Source organism: Streptomyces sp. NBC_00299 (assembly GCF_036173045.1).
GTDB classification, from domain to species: Bacteria; Actinomycetota; Actinomycetes; order Streptomycetales; family Streptomycetaceae; genus Streptomyces; species Streptomyces machairae.
Map to the genome: position 1 here is coordinate 3,338,429 of NZ_CP108039.1, position 14,454 is coordinate 3,352,882.

Sequence of the window (14,454 nt, forward strand, 5' to 3'; positions counted from 1 at the left end):
TGCCCATCCGGTCGCGCCCGTCACGCCGCGACCGGAACCTCCGGCGCCGCGCCGTTGGTGGCCGGCGACAGCGCCAGTTCCAGGACCTGGCGGACGTCGGTCACGGCGTGGACGTCGAGCTTGTCCAGCACCTCGGCCGGGACGTCGTCCAGGTCGGCCTCGTTGCGCTTGGGGATGATCACCGTGGTGACCCCGGCGCGGTGTGCCGCCAGCAGCTTCTGCTTCACGCCGCCGATCGGCAGCACCCGGCCCGTCAGCGAGACCTCGCCCGTCATCGCCACGTCCGTGCGGACCAGGCGGCCGGACAGAAGCGATGCCAGCGCCGTCGTCATCGTGATGCCGGCACTCGGGCCGTCCTTGGGGACCGCCCCCGCCGGGAAGTGGATGTGCACGCCCCGGTCCTTGAGGTCGGCGACCGGGAGCTCCAGTTCCGCGCCGCGCGAGCGGAGGAAGGACAGGGCGATCTGTGCGCTCTCCTTCATCACGTCACCCAGCTGGCCGGTCAGGGTCAGCCCCGCCGCTCCCGTCTCCGGGTCGGCCAGCGACGCCTCGACGAACAGGACGTCACCGCCCGCGCCCGTCACCGCCAGCCCGGTCGCCACGCCCGGCACGGCCGTACGGCGCTCCGCCGGGTCCTGGGCGGACTCGGGCACGTGGTGCGGCCGCCCGATCAGGCCGCGCAGGTCGCCGTCGAGGACGGTGAACGGCAGCTCCCGCTCGCCCAGTTCGTGCTGTGCCGCCACCTTGCGCAGCAGCCTCGCGATGGACCGCTCCAGGTTGCGGACGCCCGCCTCGCGCGTGTACTCGCCGGCGAGCTTACGCAGGGCGCCCTCGTCGAGGGCGACCTCGTCCTTGTTCAGGCCGGCCCGCTCCAGCTGGCGCGGGAGCAGGTGGTCACGGGCGATGACGATCTTCTCGTCCTCGGTGTAGCCGTCGAGGCGGACCAGCTCCATGCGGTCGAGCAGGGCCTCCGGGATGGCCTCCAGGACGTTGGCGGTGGCGAGGAAGACCACGTCCGACAGGTCCAGTTCCACTTCCAGGTAGTGGTCGCGGAAGGTGTGGTTCTGGGCCGGGTCCAGGACCTCGAGCAGGGCGGCCGCCGGGTCGCCCCGGAAGTCGGACCCCACCTTGTCGATCTCGTCGAGCAGCACCACCGGGTTCATCGACCCGGCCTCCTTGATGGCCCGCACGATCCGGCCGGGCAGCGCGCCGACGTACGTACGCCGGTGGCCGCGGATCTCCGCCTCGTCCCGTACGCCGCCGAGGGCGACACGGACGAACTTGCGGCCCATGGCGTGCGCGACCGACTCGCCGAGCGAGGTCTTGCCGACGCCGGGCGGGCCGACCAGCGCCAGCACGGCACCGCCACGCCGACCGCCGACGACACCCAGGCCGCGGTCGGTCCGGCGCTTGCGCACCGCGAGGTACTCGGTGATCCGCTCCTTCACGTCCTCCAGGCCGGCGTGCTCGGCGTCGAGGATCTCCTTGGCACCGAGGATGTCGTACGCGTCCTCGGTGCGCTCGTTCCACGGCAGTTCGAGCACGGTGTCGAGCCAGGTCCGGATCCACGAGCCCTCGGGCGACTGGTCGGAGGACCGCTCCAGCTTGTCGACCTCCTTGAGGGCGGCCTCGCGGACGTTCTCGGGGAGGTCGGCGGCCTCGACGCGGGCGCGGTAGTCGTCTGACTCCTCGCCGTCCTGCTCGCCGTTGATCTCACGCAGTTCCTTGCGTACGGCCTCCAGCTGACGGCGCAGCAGGAACTCGCGCTGCTGCTTGTCGACGCCCTCCTGGACGTCCTTGGCGATGGTCTCGGCGACGTCCTGCTCGGCGAGGTGGTCGCGCAGCTGCTGGGTGGCGAGCTTCAGGCGGGCCACCGGGTCGGCGGTCTCCAGGAGCTCCACCTTCTGCTCGGTGCTCAGGAAGGGCGAGTAACCGGAGTTGTCGGCGAGGGCGGAGACGTCGTCGATGGCCTGGACGCGGTCGACGACCTGCCAGGCGCCGCGCTTGCGCAGCCAGGCGGTGGCGAGGGCCTTGTACTCCTTCACCAGGTCGGCGACCTGTCCGGGCAGCGGGTCGGGCACGCTCTCGTCGAGGCGGGCCCCCTCGACCCACAGGGCCGCACCCGGTCCGGTCGTCCCGGCGCCGATCTTCACGCGGCCGCGACCGCGGATCAGGGCGCCCGGGTCGCCGTCGGCCAGCCGGCCGACCTGCTCGACGGTGCCGAGCACACCGGTGCTCGCGTACGTCCCGTCGATGCGTGGCACCAGCAGCACCCGTGGCTTTCCTGGCTGTGACCTCGCGGCGGCCTGTGCGGCCTCGACCGCGGCGCGTACGTCGGCGTCGTTCAGGTCCAGCGGGACCACCATTCCGGGCAGCACCACCTCGTCGTCGAGCGGCAGCACGGGCAGGGTGAGCGGTGTGGACGTCGAAGCCATGATCTCCCCTTCGGCAGTCAAGTTGAGTTATGCCGACTCAATGCACGGGGCGCTGCGAATGTTCCCCGGCCTCCGTTCGCTGTGAGCGATCACCTGCGCCACAGGCGGTGACCTCGACTTTCGTCAACAACGGCGGTGGGGGCCTGATCCTTCCCGCACCGCCCCCGGGTTCGTCAGCCGCCCGCGCCGCCCGCGCCGCGCCCCGCGATGCCGGCGGGCTCCCCCGCGGACCACCCGCGCACGAGCGGCCACATCGCGATCCCGATGGCCAGGGCGATCAGGTGCCCCCAGTTGGTCAGCGGGTCCGTCAGCTCGACCAGGCCCTGGAGCAGCGTCCCGCCGAACAGCACCAGTACCGGCCACCGCAGCCACGGCCGCAGCAGCCCGCTCAGCGCGCCGACGCCCGTGGCGACGCCGAAGCTGATGCCGTAGTCGAGGCGGTGCAGCGAGCTGCCGGGAAGGTGGCCGGCCAGCACGGCGAGCCCCACCGGGACCTCGGTCGCGAGGGTGGCCAGGACGTGCCCGGTCAGGAAGACGACGGCCGTCCGCATGCCGCCGATCCGTCGCTCCAGCGCGGTGAGCACCAGCAGGAAGGCGAGCGTGTACGGCGCTACGAACCCGCCCGCGACCCACAGCGCGCTGGCGAGCAGCACCGTCACGGGCGTCCCCACGAGATGCGCCACGTCGGTGCTGGAGCCCTGGTGCAGGGCGTGGACAAGGGCGGGGTCCGCGTACGCGGCGACGAGCGAGGTGACGGCCAGTACGGCGGCGTAGACGAAGGTGAACGGCGTGCCGGCGGGCGTGGGGAGCAGCCGCCGGCGTGTGCCGGGGCGGGGCAGGGGCGGCGCGGAGGGCTGCGTCGTAACGGCGCCCGGCGCGGAGGGTGGCGCCGTGGCGGCGCCCGGCGCCGTCGCGCCCAGTGGCTCGCGCTGCCGCGGCATCCCGTCCAGCAGCTCGGCCGCCTCGGGCAGGCCCGCCTCACCGGGCCCGGGAGCCGAACCCGGCAGGCCCCCAGCTGCGGTCCGTTCCAAGGTGAGGCGCTCCTTCCTTTTCCCTCCACCCTTCGCCCGCGACCCACCCACGTCTGTGACCGGCGCCACAAGAAGGCCGATTCTCAGCAACCTCTCAACAAGCGCCCAGGCCCGTTCCCCCCATCGAGGGACCCTCTCGCCACTCGCCCCTGGAAAGAAGTTTCAGCCCTCCATGGGGGCCTGCCAGGATGACCCGATGCCCACTTCGTACGACATCCCCGAAGTCCTGGACCGTCGCGAGGGCCCGCACGGTGAGGTCGTGCTGCGGCGGCACGGTGACCTGCTTCAGATCATCGCGAACGGCTGCTTTCTTATGGACACCTCCGACGGCCGCTCGGAACGGCTGCTCGTCGACGCGGCGCTCGGCGCGCTGCACGGGCGCCCGCGGCCCGACGTGCTGATCGGCGGGCTCGGCGTCGGGTTCTCGCTCGCACATGCCGCGGCCGATCCGCGCCCGGGAAGGATCACCGTCGTCGAGCGCGAGCGCGCGATTATCGACTGGCATCTCGACGGCCCGTTGTCCGACTTCTCCGCCCCGGCCCTCGCGGACCCGCGCACGGAGATTCTGGAAACGGATCTCGTGGCACACGTACATGAGACTTCCGCCACGTATGACGCACTGTGTCTCGACATCGACAACGGGCCCGGCTGGACTGTCACCGAGGGCAACGACAGCCTCTACTCACCGGCCGGACTGGCAGGCTGCGCAGGGGCGTTGAGGCCCGGTGGGGTGCTTGCCGTATGGTCCGCACAGCCATCACCGGAATTCGAAGAAACCTTGTGTAATGCCGGATTCCAACAGGTGCGTACCGAAGAGATCCCCGTTGCCCGGGGCGTTCCGGACGTCGTACACCTCGCCGTACGACCTGGATAGCCGTGGCGCGGTGACTCCCCGTACCCTGCTCACCTGACGCGGATCATTCAAGCGTCAATCGCAAGCATGAGCAGGCATGGCCAGTTAGCGGGATCACCCCACGGATTCCGGAAAGCAACTTTGGGGCGGGCGATGGAGCAGACACACACCTCCCACAACGGCACGGCGGCAACCCCGGGCGCTCAGCGCCGGGTCCTCGTGGTCGAGGACGATCCGACCATCGTGGACGCCATCGCGGCCCGCCTGCGCGCCGAGGGTTTCCTCGTGCAGACCGCGGGCGACGGTCCGGCGGCGGTCGACACGGCCGAGGCCTGGCAGCCCGACCTGCTGATCCTCGACATCATGCTGCCGGGCTTCGACGGCCTGGAGGTATGCCGCCGGGTGCAGGCCCAGCGGCCGGTGCCGGTGCTGATGCTGACCGCGCGGGACGACGAGACCGACATGCTGGTCGGGCTCGGCGTCGGCGCCGACGACTACATGACCAAGCCGTTCTCGATGCGGGAGCTGGCGGCACGCGTGCACGTGCTGCTGCGCCGCGTCGAGCGGGCCGCGCTGGCCGCCACGACCCCGCGGTCGGGCATCCTGCGGCTCGGCGAGCTGGAGATCGACCACGCTCAGCGGCGGGTGCGGGTGCGCAGTGAGGACGTTCATCTCACGCCCACCGAGTTCGACCTCCTGGTGTGCCTGGCGAACACCCCGCGCGCGGTGCTCTCCCGTGAGCAGTTGCTCGCCGAGGTGTGGGACTGGGCGGACGCGTCCGGCACCCGCACGGTCGACAGCCACATCAAGGCGCTGCGCCGGAAGATCGGCGCCGAGCGGATCCGTACGGTGCACGGCGTGGGCTACGCCCTGGAGACACCCACGCCATGAGCGACGGACCGGCCGCACGGAGAAGCCCCGGCGAGCCCTGGGGCGGCGTACGTCCGTTCTCGATCAAGACCAAGCTGGGCGCGCTGGTCATCATCGCGGTGCTGATCACCACCGGCCTGTCGATGATCGCGGTGCGCACGCAGACGGAGCTGCGCTTCATCACGGTCTTCTCGATGATCGCCACACTGCTCATTACGCAGTTCGTGGCCCATTCGCTCACCGCGCCGCTGGACGAGATGAACGCGGTGGCCCGGTCCATCTCGCACGGCGACTACACCCGCCGGGTGCGTGAGAACCGCCGCGACGAGCTGGGCGACCTGGCCGGGACGATCAACCTCATGGCCGACGAGCTGGAGGCCCAGGACCAGCAGCGCAAGGAGCTGGTGGCGAACGTCTCGCACGAGCTGCGCACCCCGATCGCGGGCCTGCGGGCCGTCCTGGAGAACGTGGTCGACGGCATCGCCGAGGCCGACCCCGAGACCATGCGCACCGCGCTGAAGCAGACCGAGCGCCTCGGCCGGCTCGTGGAGACGCTCCTGGACCTGTCCCGCCTGGACAACGGCGTCGTACCGCTGCGCATGCGGCGCTTCGAGGTGTGGCCGTACCTGTCCGGTGTGCTGAAGGAAGCCAACATGGTGTCCTCCGCGCGCGGGGGCATGGCGTCGGGCTCCGGCAGCCACACCCGTACGGACGTCCATCTGCACCTCGACGTCTCCCCGCCCGAGCTGACGGCGCACGCCGACCCCGAGCGCATCCACCAGGTCGTCGCCAACCTCATCGACAACGCGATCAAGCACAGTCCGCCGCACGGCCGCGTGACGGTCAAGGCGCGGCGCGGGGCGCAGCCGGAGTCACTGGTGCTGGAGGTCCTGGACGAGGGGCCGGGGATTCCGAAGTCGGACTGGCACAGGGTCTTCGAGCGTTTCAACCGCGGCGCCGTCCGCCGGCCGCACGGGCCCGGCAGCGACGGCGGTACGGGTCTGGGGCTGGCGATCGCGCGCTGGGCCGTCGATCTGCACGGCGGCCGGATCGGGGTGGCCGAATCCGAGCGGGGTTGCCGGATTCTTGTCACACTTCCCGGGCAGCCTTCCGAACCAAGTTGACGTAAAGTTCGAAGCGGAGCATCAAGATCCACGTGCGTCCTGGCTGACGGACACGTGTGATCAGGTACGGACCTGCGCTTTCGGCGCGCCAGGTCGAGATCCCGTCGTCCCATCTGCGGTCATCCGAAGCGGAACCACGCTTGTTTCCCGCCATTTCCGGGCCCGAAACACGCTTTCCGATGTGACTTACACGACGATGACCTTGCTCAGCCTGACCTTCTCGGCCATGGGGGCGTAGCCTTAATTCCCGCTGTCCATCACCTTGTGAAGCGGAAGAGGGCGGTTGCCGCCGTGTCGCCACAGTCCCCCAGTAACTCGAGCATCTCGACCGACACCGACCAAGCGGGCAAGAACCCCGCGGCCGCGTTCGGGCCGAACGAGTGGCTCGTCGACGAGATCTATCAGCAGTACCTCCAGGACCCGAATTCCGTAGACCGTGCCTGGTGGGACTTCTTCGCCGACTACAAGCCGGGAGCGCCTGCCGCCTCGGCTCCGGCGGGTACCGCGGCCTCGGGGGCCGCGGGAACCACCAGCACGGCTCCGGCGGCTCCCGCCGCCCCGGCTGCTCCGGCCGCCCCGTCGGTCCCCGCGCCGGCCCCCGCGGCCCCGAAGCCCGCTGCCGCAGCGCCCGCCGCCGCGGCCCCGGCTCCGGCTGCCGCGAAGCCCGCCGCGCCCGCCCCGGCCGCGAAGCCCGCTCAGCCGAAGAAGGCCGAGCCCGCCGCCGCTGCCGCCGACGGTCCGGAGTTCGTGACGCTGCGCGGCCCGTCCGCCGCGGTCGCGAAGAACATGAACGCCTCCCTGGAGGTGCCCACGGCCACGTCCGTGCGCGCGGTCCCGGTGAAGCTGCTCTTCGACAACCGCATCGTCATCAACAACCACCTGAAGCGCGCCCGGGGCGGGAAGATCTCCTTCACGCACCTGATCGGCTACGCGATGGTGCAGGCCATCAAGGCCATGCCGTCGATGAACTACTCCTTCGCGGAGAAGGACGGCAAGCCGACCCTGGTCAAGCCGGAGCACATCAACTTCGGCCTCGCCATCGACCTGGTCAAGCCCAACGGCGACCGCCAGCTCGTGGTCGCGGGCATCAAGAAGGCCGAGACCCTGAACTTCTTCGAGTTCTGGCAGGCCTACGAGGACATCGTCCGCCGCGCCCGCGACGGCAAGCTGGGCATGGACGACTTCACCGGCGTGACCGTCTCCCTGACCAACCCCGGCGGCCTCGGCACCGTCCACTCCGTGCCGCGTCTGATGCCCGGCCAGTCGGTGATCATGGGCGTCGGCTCCATGGACTACCCGGCGGAGTTCCAGGGCACCTCCCAGGACACCCTGAACAAGCTCGGCATCTCGAAGGTCATGACGCTCACGTCGACCTACGACCACCGGGTGATCCAGGGCGCCGCCTCCGGCGAGTTCCTGCGGATCGTCGCGAACCTCCTGCTCGGCGAGAACAACTTCTACGACGAGATCTTCGAGTCGCTGCGCATCCCCTACGAGCCGGTCCGCTGGCTCAAGGACATCGACGCGTCCCACGACGACGACGTCACGAAGGCCGCCCGTGTCTTCGAGCTGATCCACTCCTACCGGGTCCGCGGCCACGTCATGGCCGACACCGACCCGCTGGAGTACCAGCAGCGCAAGCACCCCGACCTGGACATCACCGAGCACGGCCTCACGCTCTGGGACCTGGAGCGCGAGTTCGCGGTCGGCGGCTTCTCCGGCAAGTCCCTGATGAAGCTGCGCGACATCCTCGGCGTGCTGCGCGACTCGTACTGCCGCACCACCGGCATCGAGTTCATGCACATCCAGGACCCCAAGCAGCGCAAGTGGATCCAGGACCGCATCGAGCGCCCGCACACCAAGCCGGAGCGCGAGGAGCAGCTGCGCATCCTGCGCCGGCTGAACGCGGCGGAGGCCTTCGAGACCTTCCTGCAGACGAAGTACGTCGGGCAGAAGCGCTTCAGCCTGGAGGGCGGCGAGTCCGTCATCCCGCTGCTGGACGCGGTCCTCGACTCGGCCGCCGAGTCGCGCCTGGACGAGGTCGTCATCGGCATGGCCCACCGCGGCCGGCTGAACGTGCTCGCGAACATCGTCGGCAAGTCGTACGCGCAGATCTTCCGCGAGTTCGAGGGCAACCTCGACCCGAAGTCGATGCACGGCTCCGGCGACGTGAAGTACCACCTGGGCGCCGAGGGCACCTTCACGGGCCTGGACGGCGAGCAGATCAAGGTCTCGCTCACCGCGAACCCCTCCCACCTGGAGGCGGTCGACCCGGTCCTGGAGGGCGTCGCGCGCGCCAAGCAGGACATCATCAACAAGGGCGGCACGGACTTCACGGTCCTGCCCGTCGCCCTGCACGGTGACGCGGCCTTCGCCGGCCAGGGTGTCGTGGCCGAGACGCTCAACATGTCTCAGCTGCGCGGCTACCGCACCGGCGGCACGGTCCACATCGTCATCAACAACCAGGTCGGCTTCACGGCGGCGCCCGAGTCCTCGCGCTCCTCCATGTACTCGACCGACGTGGCCCGGATGATCGAGGCCCCGATCTTCCACGTCAACGGCGACGACCCCGAGGCGGTCGTCCGCGTTGCCCGCCTGGCCTTCGAGTTCCGCCAGGCGTTCAACAAGGACGTCGTGATCGACCTCATCTGCTACCGCCGCCGCGGTCACAACGAGTCGGACAACCCGGCCTTCACCCAGCCGCTGATGTACGACCTGATCGACAAGAAGCGCTCGGTGCGCAAGCTCTACACCGAGTCCCTCATCGGTCGCGGCGACATCACCCTGGAAGAGGCCGAGCAGGCCCTGCAGGACTACCAGGGCCAGCTGGAGAAGGTCTTCACGGAGGTCCGCGAGGCCACCTCGCAGCCGGCCGTCGCGGAGCCCTCCGACCCGCAGGCCGAGTTCCCGGTGGCCGTCAACACGGCGATCACCACGGAGACCGTCAAGCGGATCGCCGAGTCCCAGGTCAACATCCCCGACCACATCACCGTGCACCCGCGTCTGCTGCCGCAGCTGCAGCGCCGGGCGGCGATGGTCGAGGACGGCACCATCGACTGGGGCATGGGCGAGACCCTCGCGGTCGGCTCCCTGCTGCTGGACGGCGTCCCGGTCCGGCTGGCCGGCCAGGACTCGCAGCGCGGTACGTTCGGCCAGCGCCACGCGGTGATCATCGACCGCGAGACGGGCGAGGAGTACACGCCGCTGCAGTACCTCTCCGAGGACCAGGCGCGGCTGAACGTCTACAACTCGCTGCTGTCCGAGTACGCGGCCATGGGCTTCGAGTACGGCTACTCGCTGGCCCGCCCGGACGCGCTCGTGATGTGGGAGGCCCAGTTCGGCGACTTCGTCAACGGCGCCCAGACGGTCGTGGACGAGTTCATCTCGTCGGCGGAGCAGAAGTGGGCGCAGACGTCCGGCGTCGTCCTGCTCCTCCCCCACGGCTACGAGGGCCAGGGACCGGACCACTCGTCCGCCCGCCCGGAGCGCTTCCTCCAGCTGTGCGCGCAGAACAACATGACGGTCGCGATGCCGACGTCCCCGTCGAACTACTTCCACCTCCTGCGGTGGCAGTCGCACAACCCGCACCACAAGCCGCTGGTCGTCTTCACCCCGAAGTCGATGCTGCGCCTGAAGGCCGCCGCCTCCAAGGCGGAGGAGTTCACGACCGGGCAGTTCCAGCCGGTCATCGGCGACGCGTCGGTCGACCCTGCCGCGGTCAAGAAGGTCGTCTTCTGCGCCGGCAAGGTCTACTACGACATCGAGGCCGAGCGGAAGAAGCGCGGCGTCACGGACACGGCGATCATCCGCATCGAGCGCCTGTACCCGCTGCCGGGTACCGAGCTCCAGGCCGAGATCGCCAAGTACCCGAACGCCGAGAAGTACCTGTGGGCCCAGGAGGAGCCGGCGAACCAGGGTGCGTGGCCGTTCATCGCGCTCAACCTGATCGACCACCTGGACCTCGCGGTCGGCGCCGACGTCCCGCACGGCGAGCGCCTGCGCCGCATCTCGCGTCCGCACGGCTCGTCCCCGGCCGTCGGTTCCGCCAAGCGGCACCAGGCCGAGCAGGAGCAGCTGGTGCGTGAGGTGTTCGAGGCCTGAGCCCCGGAGGCCCGGCCCGCTGAACGGGTCAGTTCGGAAGGCCCGGTTCCGAGTCCACGTGACTCGGAACCGGGCCTTCCGGCGTTTGCGGCCAACTGGCCTGCCGTGCGACTGGATGGAGGGACGGACACGCTGAACCGACCCGTTCGCAAGGCGGGTTGTGACCCACGGGGGAATGAATGGCCGAGCTGCTGCGGATCGCCATGGACGACGAGGACGGCTCCGCGCAACTGGTCGTGGAGGTCGAGGACGACGAGCCCGGCATGGTCCGCGCCTCACGCGTCGGCGACCGTATGCGCGAGGCCTCCGTGTCCCTGGAGGAGGCCCTGGCCCCCATCAGGCGGGCCGCCGAGACCACCTTGCGCACCTTCCAGGCGGCCCAGCCCACCACGGTGGAGCTGGAGTTCGGCGTGAAGCTGAACGCCAGCGCGGGGGCCGTGCTGACGAAGGCGGGGGTCGAGGGGCACATCGTCGTCAAGCTGGGCTGGGAGAAGAACCACTCCGGCGCATGAGTCGCGCAGCCGACGGCCGGTCCGTACTCCCACACACACGCGCGTGCCGGGCACGACATATCCTCACTGCATGTACTTCACCGACCGAGGCATCGAAGAACTGGAGAAGCGGCGCGGCGAGGAGGAGATCACCTTCGAGTGGCTGGCCGAGCAGCTGCGCACCTTCGTCGACCTGAACCCCGACTTCGAAGTACCGGTGGAGCGGCTGGCGACGTGGCTGGCCCGGCTCGACGACGAGGACGACGACGTCTAGACGCCGAGCAGGGGGTCGGTCGACCGTCTGAACGTGAGCGGGCCGTTCCGCAAGCCGCCCCAGGCCTCCCCCTCAACCCAGCCGCCCCACAACCACCCCAACCCCGTCAGTCCAGCGGCCGTACCGTCTCGTACGCCAGTCCCAGCACACCGTGGGCCAGCAGCACGGTGCCCGCCGCGAGCCAGCCGCCGCTGTGGTGCCGTAGGCCCCAGGCCGCGAGGGGCAGGCCGGTCGCGATCTGCGCCAGGGCCAGGGCGCGGGCCTTGGGGCCGGCGGCCCAGGGGAGCCAGGGGCCGAGGCGGCCCCCCTCGACGGCGTCGAGTTCCGCGCGGAAGGCTTCGCGCCAGCCCCACCACTCGATCAGGCGGATGTGCGGCTGGGCACGGGCGGCAGCGTCGAGGCTGTCGGCGCTGTCGCCGGGAGCGAGGCCGTCGGGCAGGGACACACCCGCGCGTGTGAGGACGGCGACCAGGCCACGCATGCGTGCCCGCCCGTCGGCCTCGGCGTCGGGGCGCGTCAGCTCGTCGAGGGCCTGCATGTCCAGGACGGGATCGAGGCCGAGCCGGCCGGCGAAGGAGCGCATGGCCTCGTCCTCGCCGACCGGGGTGCCGTTGGCGAGCCAGACGTAGCCGACGGGGCGACGGAAGCCGGAGGCCAGGGTGTATCCGGCGCGGTCGGCGTCCCACCACAGGGCGAGGACCGGCCAGGGGGCGCCGACGGCGAGGGCGGTGGCCCAGCCGGTGAGGACGCGGTCGATCGGTTCGTCGCCCTCCAGCCAGGGCCGCCCCTCGGGCACGAGCACGCTCCACTCCCCGCCGGCCGGTGCGAGCAGCATGTCCTCGCGCAGCAGCCGGGCGACGGGCGCGACGGACTCGGGATCCGCGCGGCAGAGCAGCAGGGCGCCCGGGGCGGGACGGGCCTGGCGGGCGACGCTGGACTCTTCCGTCGGCATGCCAACACGCTAGGCCGATTTGTCCACCTCGCGTGACTTGTGATCACCAGAACGAGTGCCTTGACTTTCAAAGCCCGCGATATATCGTGTTTACCAGAAGACGCGATATGGCGTGTCATTGCTCATCGTTCCGGTCCGTCCCGGCCCACGCGGCCGTGTCCGGTCGCCCAGGAGGTCCGCACCATGCCCGAGTGGTCCGTAGCAGAGCCCAGGAAGCTCACCTTCGACGAGCCGGTGAGCGAGCTCCAGGTGCGCATCGTCAACGGGACGGTGAACGTGGTGGGCACGGACGAAGGTTCCGCCCGCCTGGAGGTCTCCGAGATCGACGGCCCACCCCTGGTGGTGACCCAGGAGGGCGGCACCCTGTCGGTGGCCTACGAGGACCTGCCCTGGAAGGGCTTCCTCAAGTGGCTCGACCGCAAGGGCTGGCGCCGCAGCGCGGTGGTCTCCCTCGCGGTGCCGGCCGACACGCGCGTCGAGGTGGGCGTGGTCGGCGCCGGGGCCGTGGTCTCCGGGATCCAGGGCCCGTCGGTGGTCAAGGGCGTCACCGGGGACACCACGCTCGTCGCCCTGTCGGGCCCGGTCCGCGCCGACACGGTCTCCGGGAACCTGGAGGCCCAGGCCGTCACCGGAGACCTCCGTTTCAACTCCGTCTCCGGCGATCTCACGGTCGTGGAGGGCTCGGGCTCCTCCGTGAAGGCCGACTCGGTCAGCGGCTCCATGATCGTCGACCTCGACCCGGAGGGCCCGACCGACGTCCGGCTGACCAGCGTCTCCGGCGAGATCGCCATCCGCCTGCCGGCCCCGGCGGACGCGGACGTGGAGGCCAACACCGCGAGCGGCACGATCTCCAACGCCTTCGAGGGCCTCCGGGTGCACGGCCAGTGGGGTGCCCACAAGATCACCGGCCGGCTGGGCGCAGGCACCGGCAAGCTCCGGGCGACGACGGTCTCCGGTTCGATCGCGCTGCTGCGCCGCCCGCCGAGGGAGGAGGAGCCGTGGGAGGCGGAGGCCTGGGAGGACCCCGAGCCCACGACGGCCACGGCCCCGACGACAGACACGGCCTCGACCACGGGCACGGCCTCACCTACGGACACCGATCCGACGACGGCCACGAACCCCGCCACGGCCCCGCTGAAGGACACACACCGCAGCCCGGGGGACAATTCCGTCTCCGGCCAGGGCGATGAACCAACCGATGCCCCACCCCACGCCCCGGCCGACGGCACGACCGACAAGAAGGTGCTCTGACATGCCCCCCGTCTTCGCCCACGGCCGCCTCCGCCTGTACCTGCTGAAGCTGCTGGACGAGGCCCCGCGCCACGGCTACGAGGTGATCCGCCTCCTCGAAGAGCGCTTCCAGGGGCTGTACGCACCGTCGGCCGGCACCGTCTACCCCCGCCTCGCCAAGCTGGAGGCCGAGGGCCTGGTCACCCACACCACCGAGGGCGGCCGCAAGGTGTACGCCATCACCGACGCCGGCCGGGCCGAACTCGCCGACCGCAGTGGCGAGTTGGCCGACCTGGAGCTGGAGATCAGGGAGTCGGTCGCCGAACTCGCCGCCGAGATCCGGGCCGATGTGCGCGGCGCTGCGGGCGATCTGCGCCGCGAGATGCGGGCAGCCGCGACCGAGGCCCGCACGGGCACGTCCGCCAAGACGGACACACCCTTCGGCGACTTCTCCGACTACACCGACAAGGAAGCGTGGCGCGCCGCCAAGGAGGAGATGCGCCGCGCCAAGCAGGAGTGGAAGGAACAGGCCCGACGCGCCAAGGACGAGAGCCGCCGGGCCCGTGAGGAGGCCCAGCGCGCCCGACGCCAGGCGAAGGATGCCCAGGACCACGCCCGCGCCCAGGCCCAGGAGGAGGTCCAGCGCATCGCCCGCCGGGTCCAGGAACACGTACAGGACCACTTTGCCCGCGGCGACTGGCCCACGGGCGTGAGGGAGGGCCTGACGGAACTGGCCAAGGAGTTCGGCGACTTCGGCAAGGACTACGGCAAGGGATTGGGCCGGGACTTCGGTTTTGGCCGTCCGAGCGCCCCCAAGTCGGCACAGCAGCACCCCGACTACTCCGACACCCCCGAGGACTTCCCCGCCGACTACGAGCCCGCCTGGGCCCACGAGTCCCCCACGGACGACCCGGCCCGCGACCTCGACCGCCTGCTGGACCGCTTCCGCGACGACATCCGAGACGCAGCAAGGGACCACGGCGTGACCGCGGACCAACTCCGCGACGCCCGACGCCACTTGTCGACAGCGGCAGCACACATCGGAGCCCTGCTGCGCACACCGAAGCCCTGACATCACGCCCCTGGGCAGCAC

At 70.7% G+C, this 14,454-nt stretch carries 11 protein-coding genes; 8 read left to right on the top strand and 3 right to left on the bottom strand.

The window, feature by feature from the left end:
• Nucleotides 1–20: 20 nt before the first annotated feature.
• Complete coding sequence (lon, locus tag OHT51_RS14485) at nucleotides 21–2,435, bottom strand: endopeptidase La (RefSeq protein ID WP_328879349.1); 2,415 nt, start codon at nucleotides 2,433–2,435, stop codon at nucleotides 21–23.
• 173 nt (nucleotides 2,436–2,608) lie between these two features.
• Nucleotides 2,609–3,466, bottom strand: coding sequence for a rhomboid-like protein (locus tag OHT51_RS14490; protein WP_328879350.1), 858 nt, complete (start codon nucleotides 3,464–3,466; stop codon nucleotides 2,609–2,611).
• Nucleotides 3,467–3,662: 196 nt separating this feature from the next.
• On the opposite strand from OHT51_RS14490, the gene OHT51_RS14495 reads away from it, so the two are divergent.
• The 6 genes from OHT51_RS14495 (at nucleotide 3,663) to OHT51_RS14520 (ending at nucleotide 11,179) form a co-directional block, all read left to right on the top strand.
• Complete coding sequence (locus tag OHT51_RS14495; protein ID WP_328879351.1) at nucleotides 3,663–4,340, top strand: spermidine synthase; 678 nt, start codon at nucleotides 3,663–3,665, stop codon at nucleotides 4,338–4,340.
• 132 nt (nucleotides 4,341–4,472) lie between these two features.
• Entirely contained in the window at nucleotides 4,473–5,210 is a 738-nt protein-coding gene (locus OHT51_RS14500) for a response regulator transcription factor (RefSeq protein ID WP_003997964.1), read from the top strand.
• Nucleotides 5,207–6,313, top strand: coding sequence for a sensor histidine kinase (locus OHT51_RS14505; RefSeq protein WP_328879352.1), 1,107 nt, complete (start codon nucleotides 5,207–5,209; stop codon nucleotides 6,311–6,313). Before OHT51_RS14500 ends, OHT51_RS14505 begins: the two co-directional genes overlap by 4 nt.
• 291 nt (nucleotides 6,314–6,604) lie before the next feature.
• Nucleotides 6,605–10,414: a multifunctional oxoglutarate decarboxylase/oxoglutarate dehydrogenase thiamine pyrophosphate-binding subunit/dihydrolipoyllysine-residue succinyltransferase subunit gene (locus tag OHT51_RS14510; RefSeq protein WP_328879353.1), complete on the top strand. Its 3,810-nt coding sequence runs from the start codon at nucleotides 6,605–6,607 to the stop codon at nucleotides 10,412–10,414.
• Nucleotides 10,415–10,593: 179 nt separating this feature from the next.
• A complete protein-coding gene (locus OHT51_RS14515) occupies nucleotides 10,594–10,926 on the top strand; it encodes a CU044_2847 family protein (protein ID WP_328879354.1) in 333 nt (110 codons plus the stop codon).
• A 70-nt stretch (nucleotides 10,927–10,996) separates the two neighbouring features.
• Complete coding sequence (locus OHT51_RS14520) at nucleotides 10,997–11,179, top strand: DUF6104 family protein (protein ID WP_003997970.1); 183 nt, start codon at nucleotides 10,997–10,999, stop codon at nucleotides 11,177–11,179.
• Nucleotides 11,180–11,285: 106 nt separating this feature from the next.
• Here the strand turns inward: OHT51_RS14520 and OHT51_RS14525 are convergent, their stop codons facing one another.
• The gene (locus tag OHT51_RS14525) at nucleotides 11,286–12,131 is read right to left on the bottom strand and encodes a hypothetical protein (protein ID WP_328879355.1); all 846 of its coding nucleotides are present in this window, start codon (nucleotides 12,129–12,131) and stop codon (nucleotides 11,286–11,288) included.
• A gap of 183 nt (nucleotides 12,132–12,314) precedes the next feature.
• On the opposite strand from OHT51_RS14525, the gene OHT51_RS14530 reads away from it, so the two are divergent.
• Both OHT51_RS14530 and OHT51_RS14535 read left to right on the top strand, forming a co-directional pair.
• Nucleotides 12,315–13,382: a DUF4097 family beta strand repeat-containing protein gene (locus OHT51_RS14530; protein ID WP_328879356.1), complete on the top strand. Its 1,068-nt coding sequence runs from the start codon at nucleotides 12,315–12,317 to the stop codon at nucleotides 13,380–13,382.
• A gap of 1 nt (nucleotide 13,383) precedes the next feature.
• Nucleotides 13,384–14,433: a PadR family transcriptional regulator gene (locus tag OHT51_RS14535; protein WP_328879357.1), complete on the top strand. Its 1,050-nt coding sequence runs from the start codon at nucleotides 13,384–13,386 to the stop codon at nucleotides 14,431–14,433.
• Nucleotides 14,434–14,454 lie beyond the last annotated feature (21 nt).

What these genes read in the sequence shown, in the direction of transcription:
- lon (WP_328879349.1), bottom strand. Translation starts at nt 2,435, where the DNA reads ATGGCTTCGACGTCCACACCGCTCACCCTGCCCGTGCTGCCGCTCGAC.
- OHT51_RS14495 (WP_328879351.1), top strand. Translation starts at nt 3,663, where the DNA reads ATGCCCACTTCGTACGACATCCCCGAAGTCCTGGACCGTCGCGAGGGC.
- OHT51_RS14500 (WP_003997964.1), top strand. Translation starts at nt 4,473, where the DNA reads ATGGAGCAGACACACACCTCCCACAACGGCACGGCGGCAACCCCGGGC.
- OHT51_RS14505 (WP_328879352.1), top strand. Translation starts at nt 5,207, where the DNA reads ATGAGCGACGGACCGGCCGCACGGAGAAGCCCCGGCGAGCCCTGGGGC.
- OHT51_RS14515 (WP_328879354.1), top strand. Translation starts at nt 10,594, where the DNA reads ATGGCCGAGCTGCTGCGGATCGCCATGGACGACGAGGACGGCTCCGCG.
- OHT51_RS14520 (WP_003997970.1), top strand. Translation starts at nt 10,997, where the DNA reads ATGTACTTCACCGACCGAGGCATCGAAGAACTGGAGAAGCGGCGCGGC.
- OHT51_RS14525 (WP_328879355.1), bottom strand. Translation starts at nt 12,131, where the DNA reads ATGCCGACGGAAGAGTCCAGCGTCGCCCGCCAGGCCCGTCCCGCCCCG.
- OHT51_RS14530 (WP_328879356.1), top strand. Translation starts at nt 12,315, where the DNA reads ATGCCCGAGTGGTCCGTAGCAGAGCCCAGGAAGCTCACCTTCGACGAG.
- OHT51_RS14535 (WP_328879357.1), top strand. Translation starts at nt 13,384, where the DNA reads ATGCCCCCCGTCTTCGCCCACGGCCGCCTCCGCCTGTACCTGCTGAAG.